This window comes from Halobacillus sp. GSS1, assembly GCF_017307035.1.
Lineage (GTDB): Bacteria > Bacillota > Bacilli > Bacillales > Halobacillaceae > Halobacillus > Halobacillus litoralis.
Genome location: NZ_JAFLHE010000010.1, coordinates 88,539 through 108,164, shown reverse-complemented (window position 1 = coordinate 108,164; position 19,626 = coordinate 88,539). Strand labels below are relative to the sequence as shown.

At 43.9% G+C, this 19,626-nt stretch carries 22 protein-coding genes; 11 read left to right on the top strand and 11 right to left on the bottom strand.

Going from position 1 to position 19,626, the window contains the following annotated elements; all coding sequences use genetic code 11:
- The first annotated feature begins 240 nt into the window (after positions 1 to 240).
- Positions 241 to 435, top strand: coding sequence for a YwbE family protein (locus J0K78_RS15930; protein WP_160914240.1), 195 nt, complete (start codon positions 241 to 243; stop codon positions 433 to 435).
- 77 nt (positions 436 to 512) lie between these two features.
- Here the strand turns inward: J0K78_RS15930 and J0K78_RS15925 are convergent, their stop codons facing one another.
- From J0K78_RS15925 to J0K78_RS15905, 5 genes are all read right to left on the bottom strand, one after another.
- Positions 513 to 911 (bottom strand): hypothetical protein, encoded by a 399-nt coding sequence (locus J0K78_RS15925; protein WP_206947919.1) that lies wholly within the window; start codon positions 909 to 911, stop codon positions 513 to 515.
- A 427-nt stretch (positions 912 to 1,338) separates the two neighbouring features.
- Entirely contained in the window at positions 1,339 to 2,334 is a 996-nt protein-coding gene (locus J0K78_RS15920) for an acrylyl-CoA reductase family protein (protein ID WP_206947918.1), read from the bottom strand.
- Positions 2,335 to 2,355: 21 nt separating this feature from the next.
- Positions 2,356 to 2,547: a hypothetical protein gene (locus J0K78_RS15915; RefSeq protein WP_206947917.1), complete on the bottom strand. Its 192-nt coding sequence runs from the start codon at positions 2,545 to 2,547 to the stop codon at positions 2,356 to 2,358.
- Positions 2,548 to 2,660: 113 nt separating this feature from the next.
- On the bottom strand, positions 2,661 to 3,302 hold the full coding sequence (locus tag J0K78_RS15910) for a hypothetical protein (protein WP_242517918.1): 642 nt from the start codon (positions 3,300 to 3,302) through the stop codon (positions 2,661 to 2,663).
- Positions 3,303 to 3,362: 60 nt separating this feature from the next.
- Positions 3,363 to 5,381: a sigma-54 interaction domain-containing protein gene (locus J0K78_RS15905; RefSeq protein ID WP_206947916.1), complete on the bottom strand. Its 2,019-nt coding sequence runs from the start codon at positions 5,379 to 5,381 to the stop codon at positions 3,363 to 3,365.
- Positions 5,382 to 5,542: 161 nt separating this feature from the next.
- Between J0K78_RS15905 and yfcC the strand changes: the two genes are divergently transcribed.
- Both yfcC and iadA read left to right on the top strand, forming a co-directional pair.
- Complete coding sequence (yfcC, locus tag J0K78_RS15900) at positions 5,543 to 7,039, top strand: putative basic amino acid antiporter YfcC (protein WP_206947915.1); 1,497 nt, start codon at positions 5,543 to 5,545, stop codon at positions 7,037 to 7,039.
- A 27-nt stretch (positions 7,040 to 7,066) separates the two neighbouring features.
- Complete coding sequence (gene iadA, locus J0K78_RS15895; protein ID WP_206947914.1) at positions 7,067 to 8,233, top strand: beta-aspartyl-peptidase; 1,167 nt, start codon at positions 7,067 to 7,069, stop codon at positions 8,231 to 8,233.
- A 637-nt stretch (positions 8,234 to 8,870) separates the two neighbouring features.
- Here the strand turns inward: iadA and J0K78_RS15890 are convergent.
- Positions 8,871 to 9,611, bottom strand: coding sequence for a hypothetical protein (locus J0K78_RS15890; protein WP_370551155.1), 741 nt, complete (start codon positions 9,609 to 9,611; stop codon positions 8,871 to 8,873).
- A 132-nt stretch (positions 9,612 to 9,743) separates the two neighbouring features.
- On the opposite strand from J0K78_RS15890, the gene J0K78_RS15885 reads away from it, so the two are divergent.
- Positions 9,744 to 10,325, top strand: a complete 582-nt coding sequence (locus J0K78_RS15885) for a M15 family metallopeptidase (RefSeq protein WP_335808469.1) — start codon at positions 9,744 to 9,746, stop codon at positions 10,323 to 10,325.
- 40 nt (positions 10,326 to 10,365) lie between these two features.
- Here J0K78_RS15885 and J0K78_RS15880 read toward each other — a convergent pair whose 3' ends face one another.
- The 4 genes from J0K78_RS15880 to mreBH form a co-directional block, all read right to left on the bottom strand.
- A complete protein-coding gene (locus tag J0K78_RS15880) occupies positions 10,366 to 11,286 on the bottom strand; it encodes a ketopantoate reductase family protein (RefSeq protein WP_206947913.1) in 921 nt (306 codons plus the stop codon).
- 21 nt (positions 11,287 to 11,307) lie between these two features.
- Complete coding sequence (locus tag J0K78_RS15875) at positions 11,308 to 11,679, bottom strand: DUF1428 family protein (RefSeq protein WP_206947912.1); 372 nt, start codon at positions 11,677 to 11,679, stop codon at positions 11,308 to 11,310.
- A gap of 27 nt (positions 11,680 to 11,706) precedes the next feature.
- The gene (locus J0K78_RS15870; protein ID WP_206947911.1) at positions 11,707 to 12,012 is read right to left on the bottom strand and encodes a hypothetical protein; all 306 of its coding nucleotides are present in this window, start codon (positions 12,010 to 12,012) and stop codon (positions 11,707 to 11,709) included.
- A 417-nt stretch (positions 12,013 to 12,429) separates the two neighbouring features.
- On the bottom strand, positions 12,430 to 13,437 hold the full coding sequence (gene mreBH, locus J0K78_RS15865) for a rod-share determining protein MreBH (RefSeq protein ID WP_206947910.1): 1,008 nt from the start codon (positions 13,435 to 13,437) through the stop codon (positions 12,430 to 12,432).
- A gap of 163 nt (positions 13,438 to 13,600) precedes the next feature.
- Between mreBH and J0K78_RS15860 the strand changes: the two genes are divergently transcribed.
- Genes J0K78_RS15860 through J0K78_RS15840 form a run of 5 tightly spaced genes read left to right on the top strand, consistent with a single transcriptional unit; the run spans position 13,601 to position 16,550 of the window.
- Positions 13,601 to 14,344 carry a YkgJ family cysteine cluster protein gene (locus J0K78_RS15860; protein WP_206947909.1) on the top strand — a complete coding sequence of 248 codons (744 nt, stop codon included), beginning with the start codon at positions 13,601 to 13,603 and terminating at the stop codon, positions 14,342 to 14,344.
- Positions 14,334 to 14,975, top strand: coding sequence for an MOSC domain-containing protein (locus J0K78_RS15855; RefSeq protein WP_206947908.1), 642 nt, complete (start codon positions 14,334 to 14,336; stop codon positions 14,973 to 14,975). Before J0K78_RS15860 ends, J0K78_RS15855 begins: the two co-directional genes overlap by 11 nt.
- 15 nt (positions 14,976 to 14,990) lie before the next feature.
- Positions 14,991 to 15,443 carry a nucleoside deaminase gene (locus tag J0K78_RS15850; RefSeq protein WP_206947907.1) on the top strand — a complete coding sequence of 151 codons (453 nt, stop codon included), beginning with the start codon at positions 14,991 to 14,993 and terminating at the stop codon, positions 15,441 to 15,443.
- A gap of 11 nt (positions 15,444 to 15,454) precedes the next feature.
- Positions 15,455 to 15,826, top strand: coding sequence for a DnaJ family domain-containing protein (locus J0K78_RS15845; protein ID WP_206947906.1), 372 nt, complete (start codon positions 15,455 to 15,457; stop codon positions 15,824 to 15,826).
- Between the two features lie 58 nt (positions 15,827 to 15,884).
- Positions 15,885 to 16,550 carry an SOS response-associated peptidase gene (locus tag J0K78_RS15840; RefSeq protein ID WP_206947905.1) on the top strand — a complete coding sequence of 222 codons (666 nt, stop codon included), beginning with the start codon at positions 15,885 to 15,887 and terminating at the stop codon, positions 16,548 to 16,550.
- 639 nt (positions 16,551 to 17,189) lie between these two features.
- On the opposite strand, the gene J0K78_RS15835 is transcribed toward J0K78_RS15840, so the two are convergent.
- Complete coding sequence (locus J0K78_RS15835; RefSeq protein ID WP_206947904.1) at positions 17,190 to 18,581, bottom strand: alanine/glycine:cation symporter family protein; 1,392 nt, start codon at positions 18,579 to 18,581, stop codon at positions 17,190 to 17,192.
- Positions 18,582 to 18,806: 225 nt separating this feature from the next.
- Between J0K78_RS15835 and J0K78_RS15830 the strand changes: the two genes are divergently transcribed.
- Together J0K78_RS15830 and J0K78_RS15825 are read left to right on the top strand one after the other, a co-directional pair.
- The gene (locus J0K78_RS15830; RefSeq protein ID WP_206947903.1) at positions 18,807 to 19,298 is read left to right on the top strand and encodes a low molecular weight protein-tyrosine-phosphatase; all 492 of its coding nucleotides are present in this window, start codon (positions 18,807 to 18,809) and stop codon (positions 19,296 to 19,298) included.
- The gene (locus J0K78_RS15825; RefSeq protein WP_206947902.1) at positions 19,285 to 19,614 is read left to right on the top strand and encodes a YtxH domain-containing protein; all 330 of its coding nucleotides are present in this window, start codon (positions 19,285 to 19,287) and stop codon (positions 19,612 to 19,614) included. The genes J0K78_RS15830 and J0K78_RS15825 overlap by 14 nt, the downstream gene beginning before the upstream one ends.
- The last annotated feature ends 12 nt before the right edge of the window (positions 19,615 to 19,626 follow it).

Sequence of the window (19,626 nt, the reverse complement as noted above, 5' to 3'; positions counted from 1 at the left end):
CCGCTAGGCGCCGGAACCGGATATGTAGGAGGAAAAGAGTGCTTAGTGAGACCCCACAGGACGCAGTCCGAGGAGGCTCACCGCGCTCCCGCGGAAAGCGAGCTATTCCCCGGAGCCCCCATCCACTCAACAAAAGTCTCGAAACTGAGTCTTCCACAAACGGGAGCTTTAGTTGAAGAAGTGTGTGCGGGGGAATTGTGATAGAATACGGAGGAGACTGAATGTGGAGGTTCCAAAAAAATGAATGGACAAAAAAGAAGCGATATTAAAATAGGAGCAGAAGTAGAGATCGTCCTGAAAAAAGACCAACGAACAGGAGCATTGACCAGCGGGAGAGTGAAGGATATTCTCACAAAATCTCCAAACCATCCTCACGGAATAAAAGTACGTCTGGAAGACGGTCAAGTCGGTCGAGTAAAAAACATACATTCCTAATAATAGTTCATTGAAATAAGAAAGAGCCCATGCAAAAGCATAGGCTCTTTGAATTTATAGGGAAATAAAAAGTGGGATTACACACGACTTTTTTGTTCTTTAAAATTTCTATATGGCATTTCTATTGTAAAAAAAGCACCGTCTTCATCTTCTGTGACGTCAAGAATCGTGTACTCTGCCCCGAAGATTTGTTCCATAGCATAGTCAGCGTTATCAAAGGGCTCGCCGTCTATGGAAAATCCAGATTGGAGCAATGTATGACGGTCTTCTTCTGTGAACTTGCTGATTTCATTGAGTTCGACCATAGGACGGACAAGTGTGTCTCCCTCTGGATCCTCAAGAAAATCGTAGGCAATTTGTAGGTTCACCAAATTCTGTGCTTCACCGAGCATTTTTAGTACGATCGTTTTGAACTCTGATAAGTCCATAAGAAAACGGACATCTTCCGGTTCAATATGGTCTAAGTACCGTGACATTTCATAAGCCTCCTTCTACACTTCTATGGCTTATATTACCATGAAAGCACCTCTTTAAACCTATGGAAATTGGAAAAGCGAGAAGGGCGGCCGCCCTTCTCGCTTTGTATACTTTCGGAAAATATCAAGTTTTACCTACTTGCTTTTCATGCAAGTTTTGTGGAACTTTGTCCATGTTATTGCCGCGGTTCAAAAATTCTACATGGTAGTTTTTGGCAACTTAAACGACGCAATCCCTACCTCTATTGCATCCTTACAGCTCCGAAGCTGATCCAGTGTGATTAAGTTGTATCAAAACGTAGCAGAATGCCAGTCTCATACAAATCACTCTTTTCTTTTCCGAGTTACCTCCTGTTGAAGGCACTATCAAGTCATTATAAACTCTATATTTATAAATGTCAATAGTATACGTTTTGGGAAACTACCATCAATCCACAAGTTTCACGATCGAGCGACCGCGTGTTTTTCCTTGTAGAACATTCTCAATTGTTTCAGGGATTTCATTGAGAGAGTGAACGGCTTTGATCCGATCGAAAAATTCTTTGATTTTTAAGTCATTAGCCATTCGGTGCCACACTTTTTTTCTTAGATTCATCGGACAATTGACGGAATCAATGCCAATAAGACTTATACCCCTTAAGATAAAAGGATAAACCTGTGTGGGAACTTTCGTACCTCCGGTCAATCCACTCACAGATGCTGCGCCGCCATACTCCAATTGACTAAGAAGGGAGGCAAGCTGTTCTCCTCCGACAGGATCAACAGCTCCAGCCCAGCGTCCGCTTGAGATTGCTCGGAGCTTACCATCATAAACCTCTTCACGGGAAATGATTTTAGACGCTCCTAAATCCTTTAAGTATTCTTCATGCTGAGGGCTTCCTGTGCTTGCTTCTACGGTATAGCCTCTCTTAGCGAGCATGGCAACCGCAATACTACCGACGCCGCCGGAAGCTCCGGTCACAAGGACAGGTCCCTGTTCAGGAGTCAGTCCGTTTTCTTCTAATCGATGAAGGGAGAGGGCGGCGGTGAAACCAGCCGTACCGTAAATCATAGCTTCTTCTGTCGTCAATCCATCGGGGAGAGGGACGATCCATTCGGCGGGGATACTTGCGTATTCACTATATCCACCGTGATGATTGACGCCGATTTCATAACTGGTAGCGATGACGGCGTCACCTTCTTTAAACTGGTCATTAGAGGAACGAACAACTTCTCCTCCCAAATCAATGCCTGGTATAATCGGATAATTTTTGACAAGAGGATTATCCGGCTGGGTAACCATCCCGTCTTTATAGTTGATGCTGGAATAATGGACTTTAATTAAAACATCGCTGGAAGGAAGGTCCGAGAAAGAAAGGTCTTGGACCGAACCTTGCACACCTTCTTCCGTCTGGTCGACTTTATATGCTTTGAATTTTGTCAACGTTTCACCTCATTTCTGCTTTTATGGACGAAGGTCCTCGTCGTAATTTTCCTCTGTAACAGAGTCCTGTTTTGATTTTCTTCCTTTATCCTGTTCTCGTTCTTCTTTTTTTACTTCTTCATCTGGAATGCCGTCAATCAACTGTTCTTTGTTTAATTTTTCTTGGAAGCTTTGGTCGTTTTCAGATACTTTGTTTCGTTTTCGATCAGCCATCTCTTTCACCTCCAGAAAATGGGTATCCCGGTTATGATTCCTTTTTATAAAAGGTATTAAACGTTGAGCCGGTATGAGAGGCATGAAAAAAAGCCGACCATTTGATGGCGGCTTTATTTATCGGTGAATTTGCTCTTAATGGATTGGAAGAGTGAGCTCTTTATTAAGTAATCAAATGTTGTGCTGATTACTAGCCCATGAATAATAACCCCGAGGATAGTGAAGATAACGATAATGGTGTGTCCTGCCATCGTCTCTGGTTCAAACCCAGACCTCCCGAAGAAGGTGAGGGAGAGGATGGCGCTTAGCCAGGCATCTCCATAGCTGTCTAATTCATTTTCAATTAAATTTAAAGGAATGATCAGAAGGAATACAAGAATAAAGGTGGCTCCGGTCACCGTTAAGAGATGCTGCCTTTTAAGGAATCGTATGAAGGGCATCGTGTAGTACTTTGTGATTGATTTCAATCTTAAGAGGTGAAGGATTCTTGCAAATCTTGCAAACTGAAAAATGGCATCAAGGGGAATCGCTGCGATGACGATGAAGGGGTGTTTTTTTATGAATCCCCATTTGCTGTCCGATCGATATAAACGATAAAGAAAGTCAAGAAAGAAGATGGACCATGTCGTCCACACGATCACACTATTATAGCCGGTTTGCTGCCATATAGTGGCGACGGAAAGGGCTGCGAGAGCGACCATGAATATTTCATAGAACGTTTTGCTGGATTTTTTAGTTTGTAGTCCCATTGTCATGTCTCTCTCCCTAATTTTGTCGATTCGACACTATTATATCATTCTCTTAAATAGAGAACATTAACTAGGATGGATGTAATTAGCCCCAGCCTCTGTAATCTGTGTTCCTGCCCGGCCACGTTTGATCGTCACAAAACCTCGTTCTTTTAAATCTGCCAACACTCTGCGAATCTGCTGTTCTGATAAATAAATGGAACCGTCCTGAGCAAGTTCTTCATAGATTTTCTTACGGCTTGCATTGATCATCGATTCATTCAACGACAGGACCATCTCTAAAACTTTTTTATTCAATCGATCATCCACCAGGCTAGTTGTTTCCCGCTGTATATTTTTCTTTGGTCTTTGGAAGAAATCTTCATCAGGAAGGTCATTAATTGTAATGGTGTCCCCCTCTGAAACTGTAAGAAGGTAGGATATTGTATTTTTTAATTCACGAATGTTTCCATACCAATCATAGCGCATCAATTCTCCAAGCAATCCTGTCCCTAGCGCTTTATTAGGTGTGTGGTTTTCCAATAAAAACTGTTCCACAAGTGCAGGAATATCTGTCTTTCGTTCTCTTAGTGGAGGAACGGACACGTAGAGAACTTTAAGTCTGTGGTAAAGATCTTCTCTGAATTTCCCTTGTTCGATCAGTTGGAGTAAGTCCTTGTTCGTAGCAGCGATGATTCTTACGTTGATTGGAATGGTTTTCGATCCTCCAATCTTACGAATTTCCATCTCTTGAATCACCCGCAATAAACGAGCTTGAAGCTTTAAACTGATATCTCCAATTTCATCGAGGAAGATGGTGCCCCCATCCGCCTGTTCAAACAACCCTTTTTTGCCACCTTTCTTAGCACCGGTAAAAGCCCCTTCTTCATAGCCGAAGAGTTCACTTTCCAATAAATCTTCAGGTAATGCACTGAAGTTCACGGCGAGGAAAGGTTCATAAAGGCGATCGGACTCATGGTGGATGGCATGAGCGAACAGCTCTTTACCGGTTCCGCTTTCTCCGTGTATTAAAACAGGGAGGGGTGTCTTCGCAAGTTTATGTCCGATGGCTTTCGCTTTTTCAATCGTCGGGCTTTTCCCGATGATATCTTTGAAGGTGTACTTTGCGATATAGCCTGTTTTCAACAATTGTTTTCGCGCCGCTTTTTCCATCGTGATGGTTTCATCTGAGTTTTTGAAAATGAAGATTACATTGTCACTTTCTTCCCATTGGACACGGTAAATCATGAGGTTGTAACCGTTTAAAGTAAAGTACAATCCTTCTTCCTGAGGGGTGGTCATGAATTTAAGGAGCTTAGGATCTTTGAATAATTGATGAACCGGCTTCCCCATCGCATGTGTGTGTGATAACCCACTGTATTCTTCTATGAAAGGATTGAAAACGGTAACTTTTTGATCAGAGTCGATTGCCATGACTCCATCATTCACTCCATCCACCACTTGCTGAAGATGTTGGTTTAAGAGTTCGGTTTGTTTATTCATTTCTGAGAGTTTTTTACTTAAATCAATGATTTTTCCTGTGTACCGATTTGAAATCACTCCTCCAAGCTTTTCTTTTAAGTGGAAGTGATCGAGAATTTCAATTAATGTCGTAATATCGATAAGGCGGACACCGATATCAATGATCTTCTCTACCGAAGGAGGAGCAAGGGTGACCTCGCCTGGAGTGATGGCAGTGGAGATGTCATATGTATTCTTTAGCCCTGGGTAATAAGCGGTGAAGGACAGGTGATCGATCCCCATCTTTTTTAACGTATCAATCGTTTCTTCTGCCATTTCGAATGTGTCATTGACACATAGAACCGAGGTTCCTTCTTCTAGTTCCAACAATCGTTCAATGTGCTGGTAATTGATTGTGCGTATGGCTGTTTTGTGGGGTGAGTCGGGAGCTATGAAAGGAGCGGCTTCCTTTTCAATTAAATAAGAGGAAAAGATGATTAAATCATCACTGACTTGATTGGGAACATGTTCATCCACGGCATAGCTCTCAATATGGATGAATTCTCCTAAAATGTCTTCCAATTGTTCGTGTAGTGTCGCTTGTGTTTCTTTGGTTCCTGTTAGCAACGTTAATTGATTTTTCATCTTATCACCCTTCTTTTTGGTTTTTATTGGGTTATATTATAACACCCAATTGTATCCTAGTTTAGAAAAATGGCCTCCTTTAAGGCGGAATTTTCAGAAAATGTTTTTGGCATAAAACTTGCATGTAAGAATAGTGGAAGGATCAGAAGGGGGAAAAATACATGGATAAGAAGCGGAAGAAGAAGTTTGATATGCCTCATACGTATGTCATCATCTTTTTTGTTGTCCTATTTGCAGCTCTATTAACTTATTTAATACCTGCTGGGACATTCGAAACAGAAGAGGTGACGTACGACAAATCCGGCTCAGAGGAAACGCGAACCGTCCTGGTACCGGATAGTTTTTCAGTGACTGACGAAAATGCTCAGCAAGGGACTAGTTTATTTGAACCATTCGGAGGAGCTGGTCTGTTAAATTACGTATTCGAAGGTTTAGTCTCAGGGGATAAGTGGGGGTCCGCTGTCGGAGTCGTTGCCTTTATACTGATTATCGGCGGGGCTTTTGGAATCATTATGAAAACACGGGCCGTCGAAGAAGGCATTTTGTCGGTCATCGATCGGACAAAAGGGAAAGAAGTGCTAATCATTCCGATTATGTTCTTTTTATTTTCTTTGGGTGGCGCCGTTTTCGGAATGGGAGAAGAAGCCATTGCTTTTGCTATGATTCTAGTACCACTCGTAGTAGCGCTTGGCTATGATGCCATTACTGGGATCATGATTACTTATGTAGCCACACAAATCGGGTTTGCGACATCTTGGATGAACCCTTTTGGAGTAGCCATTGCTCAAGGGGTTTCGGATGTGCCAGTTCTTTCCGGAACGCCATTCAGGTTTACGATGTGGCTGATCTTTACGGCTATCGGTACGATTTATACATGGAAATATGCAAGCTCCGTAAAAAAAGACCCGACCCGGTCACTTGCTTATAAATCCGACCAGTACTTCAGGGATGATTTTGAGCAAAAGGATTTGAAAGTCAACTTCAAGTTTGGTCACGTGCTGGTAATCTTGACCGTGGTCTTAGGAGTTGCTTGGATTATCTGGGGTGTTATTCAACATGCCTATTATATTCCGGAAATTGCAAGCCAGTTCTTTACCATAGGTCTTGTGGCAGGAATTATTGGTGTCATCTTTAAATTGAATCATATGAGAGTCAATGACATTGCAGAAGGGTTCGCTCAAGGAGCGAAAGATTTGCTTCCAGCTGCTTTGGTCGTAGGGATGGCGAAAGGGATTATTATTATTCTGGGAGGAGATGACCCGGCCTCAGCTTCTGTATTGAATACGGTTCTTCATTCAGCAGGGCAATTGTTTGATGGGGTTCCTGAGGTTATATCTGCATGGTTGATGTTCTTATTCCAATCGGTCTTCAACTTCTTTGTCGTATCAGGATCGGGGCAGGCGGCTCTGACGATGCCATTGATGGCGCCTTTAGCTGACATCGCAGGTGTGACGAGACAAGTGGCCGTCCTAGCTTTCCAATTGGGAGATGGATTAACAAACATTATTGTACCTACTTCTGCGGCGCTTATGGGCACACTAGGTGCGGCGCGACTGGACTGGTCCAACTGGTTCCGCTTTATCTTTAAATTTCAGTTGATGCTCTTCGGGCTCGCGTCCGTATTTATGATTGTCGCTGTTCTCATCAATTTCAATTAATTCAAGGGCAAACAGGAGGTATGAGAAATGATCACTTTAATTAAACAGGCAACCGTATATGCTCCTGAGTTTTTAGGAGAACAAGATGTCCTGATCGCCGATGGGCGAATCGCAGATATACAGGACAATATAGATTTAAATGGGGAACAGGTGCACGTCATTGATGCGCAAGGGGAGGTGCTGACTCCTGGATTTATTGATGGCCACGTTCATATTACAGGGGGAGGGGGAGAAGGAAGTTTCCGGTCCCGCACACCTGAGTTAACACTAACGGATGCGACGTTGAGCGGAGTAACGACCCTGGTTGGGGTCATCGGTACGGATGGGACGACCCGGACCATGACAAACCTCGTAGCCAAAGCGCGTGCTTTGAGAGAAGAAGGGATCACCTGCTATTGTCACACGGGTTCCTATCAAGTCCCTGTAAAAACATTAACAGGCAATATTGAAGACGATATCCTTTTGATTGACCTGATTATCGGAGCGGGAGAAATCGCAATCTCAGATCACCGATCGTCTCAGCCTACGGTCGAGGAAATGGCGAAGATTGCTTCCGAGGCGCGGATTGGCGGGATGCTTTCCGGAAAAAAAGGGATTGTAAATGTGCATGTCGGAGATAGCCCTGACCAATTAAAACTTATAGAGAGAGTTATAGAGACGACTGATTTACCCATAACACAATTTTATCCGACGCACATTAATCGCAATTTACAACTTTTTGAAGCGGGCATCCAATATGCGAAAAAGGGAGGTTTCGTTGATTTCACTACGAGTACAATCCCGAAATTTTTAGAGGACGGAGAAGTGAAAAGTAGCGAAGCCCTGAAACGAATGCTCAATCAGGGAGTGCCGGTCGAGCAAATCACCTTTACTTCCGACGCCCAGGGGAGTCTCCCGGACTTCGATGATAAAGGCAACTTGATTGGTTTGAAAGTAGGTAAGGTTGCTTCGTTGTATGAAGCATTTCAAGATGCCGTTCTTGAGCAGAAGGTGAGCATGGAAGATGCCTTGAAGGTCATCACCCTTAACCCGGCTTCTATTTTAGGTCTTCCTACGAAAGGGAAGCTAGAAACAGGGAGAGATGCCGATCTTGTCATGATGGATCCGGAGACACTGAAAATTTCCCGTGTCATTGCTTTAGGCAGGGAAATGGTTAGAAATGGAGAACCTTTAGTTAAAGGAACATTCGAATAACGAAAAATAACCCCCCCTGTTCCGGAAGTTGAAGTTCCCACGGAACGGGGGGGTATTTTTGCTCATTCTTATTAAACTATATGGCAGGATTCTGGAAGACTCAGTTTCGAGGCTTTTGTTGAGTAGAGGAGGCTGCGGGGAATAGCTCGCTTTCCGCGGGAGCGCGATGAGCCTCCTCAGGCTGACGCCTTGCGGGGTCTCACCTAGCACTCTTTTCCCGCAGGAGTCTCGCCATTCCCCTCCGCCCCTTTATCATGGAAGGTTCTCGAAACCACTACTTAAAAATCAGCTTGTATGGTTTTGGGAAAAGGATAATATTAATTCTGCCCAGTGGGCATTCAGTAAGTGAAAGCTTGATACAGAAGCTTAAACCCACTCTAAATGGGAGAATGTTGGACAGCCCATCTCGGTATAGGGGGTTCGTTTCTCCCCATATGAAATGGGGTGGTTGGGAAGCTGCGAGACTCCCGTGGGAGAAGGAGATAGGCGAGATCCCGCAGGACGCAGTCCGAGGAAGCTTGGCGCTCCCCCACAGGAAAGCGAGTTGCTTCCCAGCCACCCCTAACGCTTAACTAGGCAACGAACCCTGGAAACATATCGAAACTGAGTCTTCCACTAAAGGGAGCTATTGTGGAAGTTATAGAAACTTTGGTAAGTTTAGGATCTTTCTGATTCTATACCATTTCCTTGAGATTAAGATTTTCTTAGGTTTGATGAAGCCATCCCTGAACTGGTAGAGTTCCCCATTTTCTTCGTGTATTCCAAGTACCTCGGACTTTACCTGTTGTTTCATGTATCTTCGAAAAGGGAAGGACTTGTATTTTTTCGGGTGATAATATGGTCTTGAGTAAAGATGGGGATATTCATAAAGAGGGCCCTCGTAAATCAACTGAAGGTCTTGGTGGTCGCGGAAATCTTCTGGAGTGACGAGGGCGCTCGTTTTAGAGAAAAGGCTGGAACCTGATCGCTTAAGAACTTCAGCGACGAATTGGGAGCAAAAGTAACTGGATTTCACATGAATGGGCTGGTTTGTCGGTACCCCTAAAAGACCTAAGTAATTGTAAAAGTAAGTTTTATAGTTTTTAGCGAACGCTTTCAGAAGACGCTCCAGCTTTTGGTATTTTCTTCTTGTCATTTTTAGTTCATAAACCGCACAAGTCGCGTAAGGATACCAACTGAATGTTCCTTCAACAAGATCCTCCTGAACGAAGCCACCCCAAAAAGGGTTCGTAGGTCGGCGTCTCCCGAAACTATATAAACGTTTCATATTCTTGTCTAAAGATAGAGAGGCGTGGTTATAGGGGGCTTGGGTGAATGCCTTAATCGCCTGGTTTGTGATGGTACCTGTGTTTGATAGTAATAAGTAGACAGATTTCATAAGGCTCCCTCCAAATTGGATGTTTCTGTAAATGTACTATACGAAACTATGAAAAGGAAGTTATTCATTTCTCTATCCAGCTTCATGTGGTATTCTCATATTAATCATTAAATGAATGGAAGGGAAGCGGAAGTGCGCATTTTAACGAACTTGATGAACGTTATCTTTTTTGCTGGTGTGGTTGCTCTGGTTATTTTCTTTTTAGTCCCACAAATAGAAAAAGAACTTCCTCAAGGTGTTTTTTATAAAAAAGATGTCCCGCTCCCTACAAATCTTCACCCGACGGTAGAAAAGCGTAAAAATCAACTGGTCGAAAAGGTACAGGGAGCAGGAATTAACATGGTCATTACGGAAGGTCACCGTTCCGTTCAAAGACAGGACAGGCTCTATGAACAAGGGCGTTCTTCCGATGGGCAGATCGTCACTTATGCGAGGGGTGGGGAGTCCTATCATAATTACGGCCTGGCTATCGATTTTGCGCTGGAACATGAAGACGGCCGTGTCATATGGGATACAGAATACGATGGAAATGGAAACGGACGGTCCGATTGGCTTGAAATCGTAGAAACCGCTAAAGGCCTTGGTTTTGAGTGGGGAGGCGACTGGGAAAACTTTAAGGATTATCCCCATTTGCAAATGGATTTCGGATTATCAATCAGGGAGTTAAAAAGAGGAAAACGCCCGGCAGTGGATGAGTACGCAGATGAAGAATAGATGGAAGAAGGGGACTCCTGAATTAGGAGCCCCCTTTTTATCATTGTTGATACTCTTCATAAGGTTTAATCATGGCATGGATGGTTTCGATATAAGGCATACTCAAACCTATCTCACTGCCAAGGCGTAGAGCTCCTCCATGTAGATGTTCAACTTCTAGAGGAAGCCCTTTTCGGCGATCCTGATGCATCGATGACGTCATTTCAGGATCCAATCCACGTAAACGTTCAAACGCCTGCTGCACTTGTGCATCTGTCAGACCAATGCGGTGGGCGTTTGCAAGGTCTTTCATCTCCACAAGAATTCGCTCGGCAATTCGGATCGTTTGAGGGTAACTTTGTACAACGCCAATAGGTTGATTAACTGCTGTGGTAATTCCGGAAAACGCGGTAATGAACATGTATTTCTTCCACATGTCCTCCAAAATATTCGTGCTTAATGTTCCATTTAAATTCGCCTGGTTACACGCGAGCGCAAGCTCTTCACAGATGGCCTGCTGAGAGGTGTGGAGCGGGCCGAATACGAGATCATGGAAAGGGCTCGTATGAACAACATGACCAGCCTCATCAAGGGTTGCGATGATATAGGAAAGTCCGCCAATGACAGCTTCCTCTCCCAATTCTTTTTGAAGAATACTGATATGTTCCATGCCATTTAAAACGGGGTACACTTTCGCTCCTTTATTTACCAAAGCTTTAAGCCAATCCAATGTCCCGTGAAGGTGATAACCTTTGACGGCAAGAAAAACAAGATCAGGGTTTTCAATTTCCTGTGGACTCCTTGCAATTACAGGATCTGGAACTTGGTAGTCCCCCATTTCGCTATGTAGCTTCAATCCGTTTTTCTCAATCTGCTCGGCTCTTCCTTCGCGTACGAGGTTAATGACTTCATGACCAGCTTCCTGCCAACGTGCACCAAAATAGGCACCTAGGGCCCCTGCACCTAAAACTACAATTTTCATAATCCGACACCTCCTGGGGATTTATGCTTCTAACTCCTTGCTGCGTTCTGTTGAAAAGCTTGAAGTAATAATTCTGGTCGTTTCCACAACATCTTTGATATGGTCATCTAAATATTGGATAATATCATCGAATCCAGCTTTTCTCATGATCTCATGGTAATGATCTTCACTATGGAATATAGATTGACCGAGTACGAGTTCTTCATCTTCCTCAACATCAACAACATTCAAAAATCCCATGGACCCCTGACTGCCGGTCAATTTATTGGAAAAATAAATATTATGGTCGAGAGCTCCATGAGATTTTAAGAGATCACCAGATTTTCTACTCAATTCCACGAATTCATCCAGATCTTTTAGTTTTACTCGAAAAAGACATATGACTGTAAACATCGCTATTCCCCCTTGTGATGTAGGTAATCAGGATTTATTATCCAGGCTTGTGGACCGTCCAGCCTCAATCAAAAGAACGATGGCTGTCACTGTGTGCATAACCCATCCGATAAAAGGGATCGCTCCAATGGCGCTTGTGATCATACCGAGAATATTTCCTGCGTAGGAACGCTTGTCTCTAGCTGCGACCACAAGGGTGATTAAGTGGAAAACAAACATGAACAAAAGCGGTATCCAGGCATTACTGAATATGAATGCGCCACCTGCTATAGGAATAGCCAGAAATGCTTCACATCCACCTGTCAGCCACTTGAGTAAAGTAGATAGTTTCATTGAGAATCTGCTCCTTATTGTGTGTTCTGTTGTGTGAAGTACCAGAGTGGGGAAATAGATCTCTATTCCTACCTTTCCACTCCTTGGGTTGTTTCGAAACATTCTATCAAAAGTACCTATTCATCGCTACTTTTATGCGTTATTTCGACAAGGTTGCTATCATTTCCTCTCTTTTGAGACGAATTTTTAATTGGATTTATTTTTCTTCTACACGAGCGGGATGATAAAACAAAACCTCCGGAATTTCCGGAGGTTTTGTTTTCTTTATTTTCTATTGGATAGATTCTTCGCATTAATTTGGAGAGCTCTCACTGACTGGTTCTGGACACATAAGAGAGCCTTTGTGGAGGTAGAGAACTCCACTGCGCCCTTGCCTTACGCTTGTCGAGTCTCCCAGGGTGGTTCCACACTTCAGTCTTATTTACTTGCTTTTTGCAGTTTCTGAATCATTTTCAGGCTGCGGCCGGTTCCGATGGCTACGGATTCAAGTGGACTTGGGGCCATGTGTACGGGTACGGAAATTTCGTTGGACAGCCAATCCTGCATGCCGTTGAGCAAGGACCCGCCTCCGGTAAGGATAACTCCGTGGTCTACGATGTCGCCGCTTAGTTCCGGTGGGCAATCCTCAAGGGTTGCGCGAATTGTTTCAAGCAGCTGTTCAAGGGATTCTTTCAAAGCTCCTTGAATTTCCGTGGATTTTAGTTCGATAGTTTTTGGAAGACCTGTGACCATGTCACGACCTCTTACTTCCATCGTTACTTCCGGATGATCGATCAGTGCGTAGCCAATTTCCATTTTGATTTGTTCGGCTGTGCGCTCACCAATTAATACGTTGTAAGCTTTACGCACATGCTGGATAATCTCCTCATCCATGACGTCTCCTCCTGTGCGAATGGACTTGCAGGATACCACACCACCGAAGGAGATGATGGCTACTTCGCTCGTCCCGCCACCAATATCTACGACTACGTTTGCTATAGGTTCATCGACTGGAAGGTCAGCGCCGATTGCAGCTGCGATTGGTTCTTCAATCAAGTGCACATTTTTAGCGCCATAGCTTTTCACTGCATTGTGAATGGCACGGCGTTCAACAGAAGTTGAGCCGGAAGGTGTGCATATAACCACGGTCGGTTTTCGCATGGAGATCCCTGATTTTTTGGATACTTTTTTCAAAAGCTCTTTCAACATTTGCGCGGTCATATCATAGTCAGCGATGACACCATCCCTCAACGGGCGGACAGGGATGATGTTTCTTGGTGTCTTTCCGACCATTTCTTTCGCTTCTTTTCCTACCGCTACAACACTTTTCGTTTCAGTGTTATAGGCGACAACAGACGGTTCATTAAGTAAAATTCCTTTTGATTTTGAGTAGATCAATATATTAGCAGTACCAAGATCGATACCGATTTCTGCGTTTGATAACATGTAGACGTACCTCCAAAGGTGAAATAATCTATTTATAGACCTTCTCATATCATAGGAGTTTTTTGGGGGTTGAACAACAGGAAATTCGTGGTCGGGGAGAAAGTGGTGTCATAAGTCATCCCCCATGTATAATGGGACCAACGACAGACAGAGGAGTTTTTCTATGAGTTTTTTGAAACATGAAGAAATCATAAAGCGTTGTGAAAAAATAAACCAATCATATGAGATCGACCCATCTTTCTTTGATGGAATCGTCGATGATTTATTGGATAGTGAACAGGAAACTGAAACCGTGATACTAAGTGGTTTTCAGCGTCTGCTTACTGAAGTAGACAACGAAATTGAGCGCATGGAGGAATTCACCTCCATGAAACCGAACTGTTTTATGGGGTGTGCTTTTTGCTGCTACTTTCCAATTGTTATCACAAAAATGGAAGCGAAAATGTTGTTTCGTTCCATCGAAAACTTTTCAGAAGATCGGAAAAAAGCGATTTATGCCCATTGGGAAAATTATTATGGTAAACACCAGGACAAACTGCAATTGGCTATGGCCATGGATTATGAGGCACCCGAAACGAAATTAGAATACAAAAGGTTGAATCTGCCTTGCCCGATGTTAGATCCAGAAACACAACTATGTATGGCTTATGAAGTGAGGCCTATACCTTGCCGTACCTATTTAAACTACAGTGATCCACAGGTTTGTGCCGATCAGCATATGCCAAAAGAACCGTTCAGCTATGAGTTTCTCTATCAATTTTATTTCGGAAGTATCAACGAGTTAATACAGGCGCTCTATGAAAATGGAGAAGATGTTTTTGTTGATTATCCGATGGATGCTTGGAGTTATGATTACCTCCCGGCCTGGATCAAGCAATGGAAAGAGGGGATCTTAAGTGAAGTATAAACTCTTATCTTTGAATGTGGGTCGTCCGGAAACCTATGAAACAGATAAAGGCGAGTTGAACAGTGCTTACCGGAAAACCCCTGTCAAGGGTCCTGTTCATTTAACTTATCGGAACTTTGATGGGGACGAACAAGCAGATAAAAAGAACCATGGCGGCCGTGATAAAGCTGTTTGTCTGTACCCCGCCCAGCACTATAGGCACTGGGAAGGTCATTACAACCAAGAATTTACTTTTCCTTCTTTTGGGGAGAACTTGACTGTGGAAGGGATTGATGAACGTCAGGTCCGGATCGGCGATGTTTTTCAGCTCGGAGGTGCAGTCCTGCAAGTATCTGAGCCGAGGAAACCATGCTATATCATAGCCCGAACCCATGGAATTGACGATTTTCCAGCTCGTGTCATGGAAAAAGGGTTCTCAGGATTTTATTTGCGGGTTTTACGGGAGGGGGATGTGTCCCCAGGGGATTATATGACTCTCATTGAGCCCCACCCCGATGGAGTGACGGTGGATGATGTCAATGATGTGCGCTACCACGATCGTGACCATGCCGCTAAAATTAGACGGATTGTAGCTGTTGAACCACTAGCCGATGGGTTGAAGCAATCACTGAACAAGCGTCTACAAAAGTAAGAGGAGGATGAGATCGTGAATTCTTTTTCAGAACGGGCATTGGAACTGGCTTTGGACAATGTTGAAAATGGAGGCCACCCTTTTGGAGCAGTCCTAGTCTGTGACGGAGAAATTATCGCAGAAGGTGTGAATGAACTGCATTTACGTCCGGATGTCAGTGCTCATGCTGAATTGGTAGCAATGAAGAAAGCCCAGCGAGCAAGAGGATCCATTGATTTGAGTGATTGTACGATGTATGCAAGTGGAGAACCTTGTGCGATGTGTCTCACAGCCATGTATTTTTCTAATTTGAAAAAAGTCATCTACTCCCAAACCGTCCAAGAGGCAAGCCGCGCGGGGCTCACCCTATCAGAAAAAGTTTATCAAGACCTTCAAAAAACACAGGACCAACGAGAAATCACGATGATCCATGAACCAATCGAAAATAGTGAAATAGATGCAATGAAAGCCTATGCGGAAAAAGGATAGGAGGCAGAAAGATGGATTATGGACATTTGATTGAGGAAAAAATTAAGCAATCCATGAAAAAGGGGGATTTCGATAACCTGCCAGGAAAAGGAAAACCACTGCCTAAAGACGAATTCGCCTATCTGCCTCCAGAACTTAGAAACAGTTACCGGATTTTAAAGAATGCAAACATGCTCCCTGAAGAAATGATCCTGAAAAAAGAGATGGTTGAAATTGAAGACCTCCTGGCCAAGGTTAAAGATCCTAAATTGTCTGCTCACTATAAAAAAGAATGGAAAGAGAAAAAGCTTCGCTTCGACATGATGATGGAAAAGAGAAAATTGAATCAGTCAGGGGCATACAAGCAATATCAAAAAAAGATTGACCGGCGTTTCGGGTTTTGAATGTTTCTTCAATTTTCAGCTTCACGTGGTCATAATTTCACAACAAGGAGGTGATGGTATGTGCGGAAGATACACCCTGTTAGCGGAAGAAGCAGAAATTTTGAAAGAGTTCGGGATAGAAAGGCCGATGGATGGGTATGAACCTCGGTACAACATCGCGCCAGGTCAAAAGATTCTGGCGGTGATTCATGATGGTAAACAAAAGCGCGCGGGTTATATGAAATGGGGGCTGGTCCCTTCGTGGTCCAAAGATCCCAAAATTGGCTATAAAATGATTAACGCCAGAAGTGAAACCGCTCATGAAAAGCCAAGTTACAAAAGATTGATGAGTCAAAAACGATGCTTGATCGTAGCGGATAGTTTTTATGAATGGAAAAAGACTGAAACAGGAAAGCAGCCCGTTAGAATTCAACCTGAAAACCGCTCTCTATTCGCCTTTGCGGGTTTGTGGGATCAATGGGAGGGGGAAGATGAATCTCTTTATACCTGCACAATTCTCACGCAGGATGCGAATGAGTTTATGGCTCCGATTCACAATCGGATGCCTGTCATCCTTCCAGAAGAGAAGCAGGATCAGTGGATTCAACCAGTGAAATGGTCCCCTTCTGATGCCAAGGGTTTTGTTGAACAACTGACAATGGACGACCTCCGTGCCCATGAAGTCAGCGACTACGTCAACTCAGCTAAAAACGAAGGCCCTGACTGCATAACCCCTATAGCTTAACCATCTCTTTAATAAAGAATATGGCAGGTTTCTTGAAGACTCAGTTTCGAGACTTTCCGGGGTTCGTTGCCAGGGTTGAGCGTCAGGGGTGGCTGGGAAGCTACTCGCTTTCCTGCGGGGATGACGGCAAGCCTCCTCGTGCTACGCACTGTGGGGTCTTGCCAGCCAATCCATTCCCGCGGGAGTCTCGCAGCTTCCCAACCCCCCCATTCGATGTATGAGTGTAACGAACCCCTTTACCAAGTTTGATGGTCTTCTACTATCCAACTGTTAGGGGGGAAAGCGCTTCGGATTAGGCTTTTCTGTGCTAGGCGAGGTGTTCTTTCATCCTTTTCTAATAATCATACGAGCTGTCCTTATCGTAGTGGTTTCGAGAACCTATTATGATAAAGGGGCGGAGGGGAATGGCGAGACTCCTGCGGGAAAAAAGTGCAGGGTGTGACCCCGCAGGACGCAGTCCGAGGAGGCTCACCGCGCTCCCGCGGAAAGCGAGTCATTCCCCGCAGCCCCATACACTCAACAAAAATCTCGAAACTGAGTCTTCAACTAAAGGGAATGTTTCTGAAACTGAGTTGTACCAAAAAAAGAGCTTACAGCGCCATTTGGGCTGTAAGCTCTTTTGGTATGTTGGTTTTAAGGTTAACCAGCTTGGCGTTGTTCGCGTTCTTGTTGCTTTTCTTTTTTGGCGACTTTCAGGAACTTGTTCGTCTCGGCGGCTACGACTCCGGATAGGAGTAATAGTCCGATCAAGTTCGGAAAGGCCATTAAGCCATTCATCACATCAGCGAACACCCATACGGTGCTCAGTTGGGAAACAGAACCTACAAGCACGAATGCTACGAAAACAATCTTGTAAGCACCGATGAATCGTTGCTTCGTCAAGTAACCGAAGCACTTCTCCCCATAGTAGGACCAACCGACAATGGTCGAGAAGGCAAAGAAGACTAGGCCTATTGTTACAATATAAGCTCCTACATCACCAAGGAAAATTTGGAAGGAGGTAGAAGTTAAGTCTGCGCCGTCCAACCCACCTTGATATTGACCGGCCATGACAATTGTCAAACCTGTCATCGTACAAACGATAATGGTATCGATGAATACTTGGGTCATAGAAACTAGTGCTTGGCGGCCGGCATAGTCTGTACGGGCTGCAGCAGCAGCGATCGGTGCAGAACCGAGACCTGCTTCATTGGAGAACACACCACGTGCGACGCCATAACGAATGACTGTTCCGAGTAGACCGCCACCAAGAGCGCTCGCTGTAAATGCATCGTTGAAGATGGTTCCCAATGCCGGGATGACCATGTTGTAATTGAGAATAAGTATGATTAATGCACCAATGACATAAAAGATAGCCATGATTGGGACAAAGAAAGCCGTGACTTTCCCAATACTTTTAATTCCTCCAAGTAATACTAATCCAGCTAACAAGGTCAACAGAATCCCTGTCACCCATGGTGAAACATTGAACGTACCTTCCATGACATCAGAAACGGAGTTGGACTGGACCATGTTCCCTATTCCGAATGCAGCGACAGCACCGAAGATCGCGAATAAGAAACCGAGAGGGCGTCCAAGCCACTTCGTTTTCAAACCGCGGGACAAATAATACATCGGACCGCCGGACATTTCCCCGTTTTTGCCTTCAATTCTGTATTTAACGGCTAGTACCGCTTCGGCATATTTCGTCGCCATACCAAAAACAGCTGTCACCCACATCCAGAAAACGGCGCCTGGTCCCCCTAGGACAACGGCCGTTGCGACACCAGCAATATTACCTGTACCGATGGTTGCTGCAAGGGCTGTGGTTAGCGCCTGGTAATGGGATATATCCCCCTTTTCATTCTTTTTCTTCTCTTTGCTTGGTTTGAAAGCAAGCTTTAGAGCGTACGGGAGCGTTTTAAATTGAAGAAAACCTAGACGGAGTGTTAAATAAACCCCTGTTCCGACTAATAACACTAAGAGGAATGGTCCCCAGACGATTCCACTTAACTCACTTAAAAAACTGTGTAGTGCACTACCTTCACCCATCATCTTCCCCCTAACTATATTGATAGTATTTGTTTGTCCATATATTAAATATTCCGAAAATTAGAAACAAATGTCAAGGTCATTTCTGTATAAAAATGAAAAAGAGAGGTTGATTTCGACATAAAAAGGGAAGATATTTGGGTGAACTGTTTTAGCTATGCAGGATTTTCGACGCTTTCATAGAAAATAAACAGATGAGAAATACTACATTGGAGGAACACAGTTATGATTCGTGTATTATTTGTCTGCCTCGGTAACATTTGTCGTTCACCTATGGCAGAGGCTGTTTTTAAGGATCTAGTAAAAAAAGAAGGGTTGGACGAAGAGATAACCGTTGATTCTGCAGGGATTGGTCATTGGCATATTGGAGCTGAACCACATGAAGGGACACGGGCAATCCTTGATGATAAAAGCATCTCTTATAAGGGGATGAGTGCAAGGCAAGTGAAGGAATCTGACTGGGATGACTTTGATTACTTGATTGCGATGGATGATAAAAACATCCAGGACTTGAAAGGAATTAGAGAAAAGAACGGGGTAGTGATCGCTAAATTGTTGGACTATGTTCCTTATTCGAAGGAAACCGAAGTACCTGATCCGTATTTCACAGGTAATTTTGAATATGTCTATGACCTCGTCCATGATGGATGTTTTGAACTTTTAGATAAAATAAAAAACGATCATAATCTTAAGGAGGATGTTTATGGGACAGAGTAAACTTTGGAAAGGTGTACTTGTTGGGGCTTTGGTAGGAGGAATCGCTGCTCTTATGGATAGAGATACGCGACAGTATGTAGGAGAAAAATCGCGGGCTACAGGCTCGAAGTGTCAAAGTTTCGTGAAGCAGCCTTCAGAAGCAATCCACAGAGTTAGAGTGAATTATGAGGCTTTTTCTGCCCAGGTGAATAAAGGAGTCGAAGATCTTCTGGAATTATTGGACAAGGCGGAGAGTATGCTGAATAAAGTAGGGGAAATTAATCAAGAAGTGAAAGAGCAGCTGAGAGCTGTTGACGATTCAAAAGAAGCTTCTTGATCACAAGAGGTG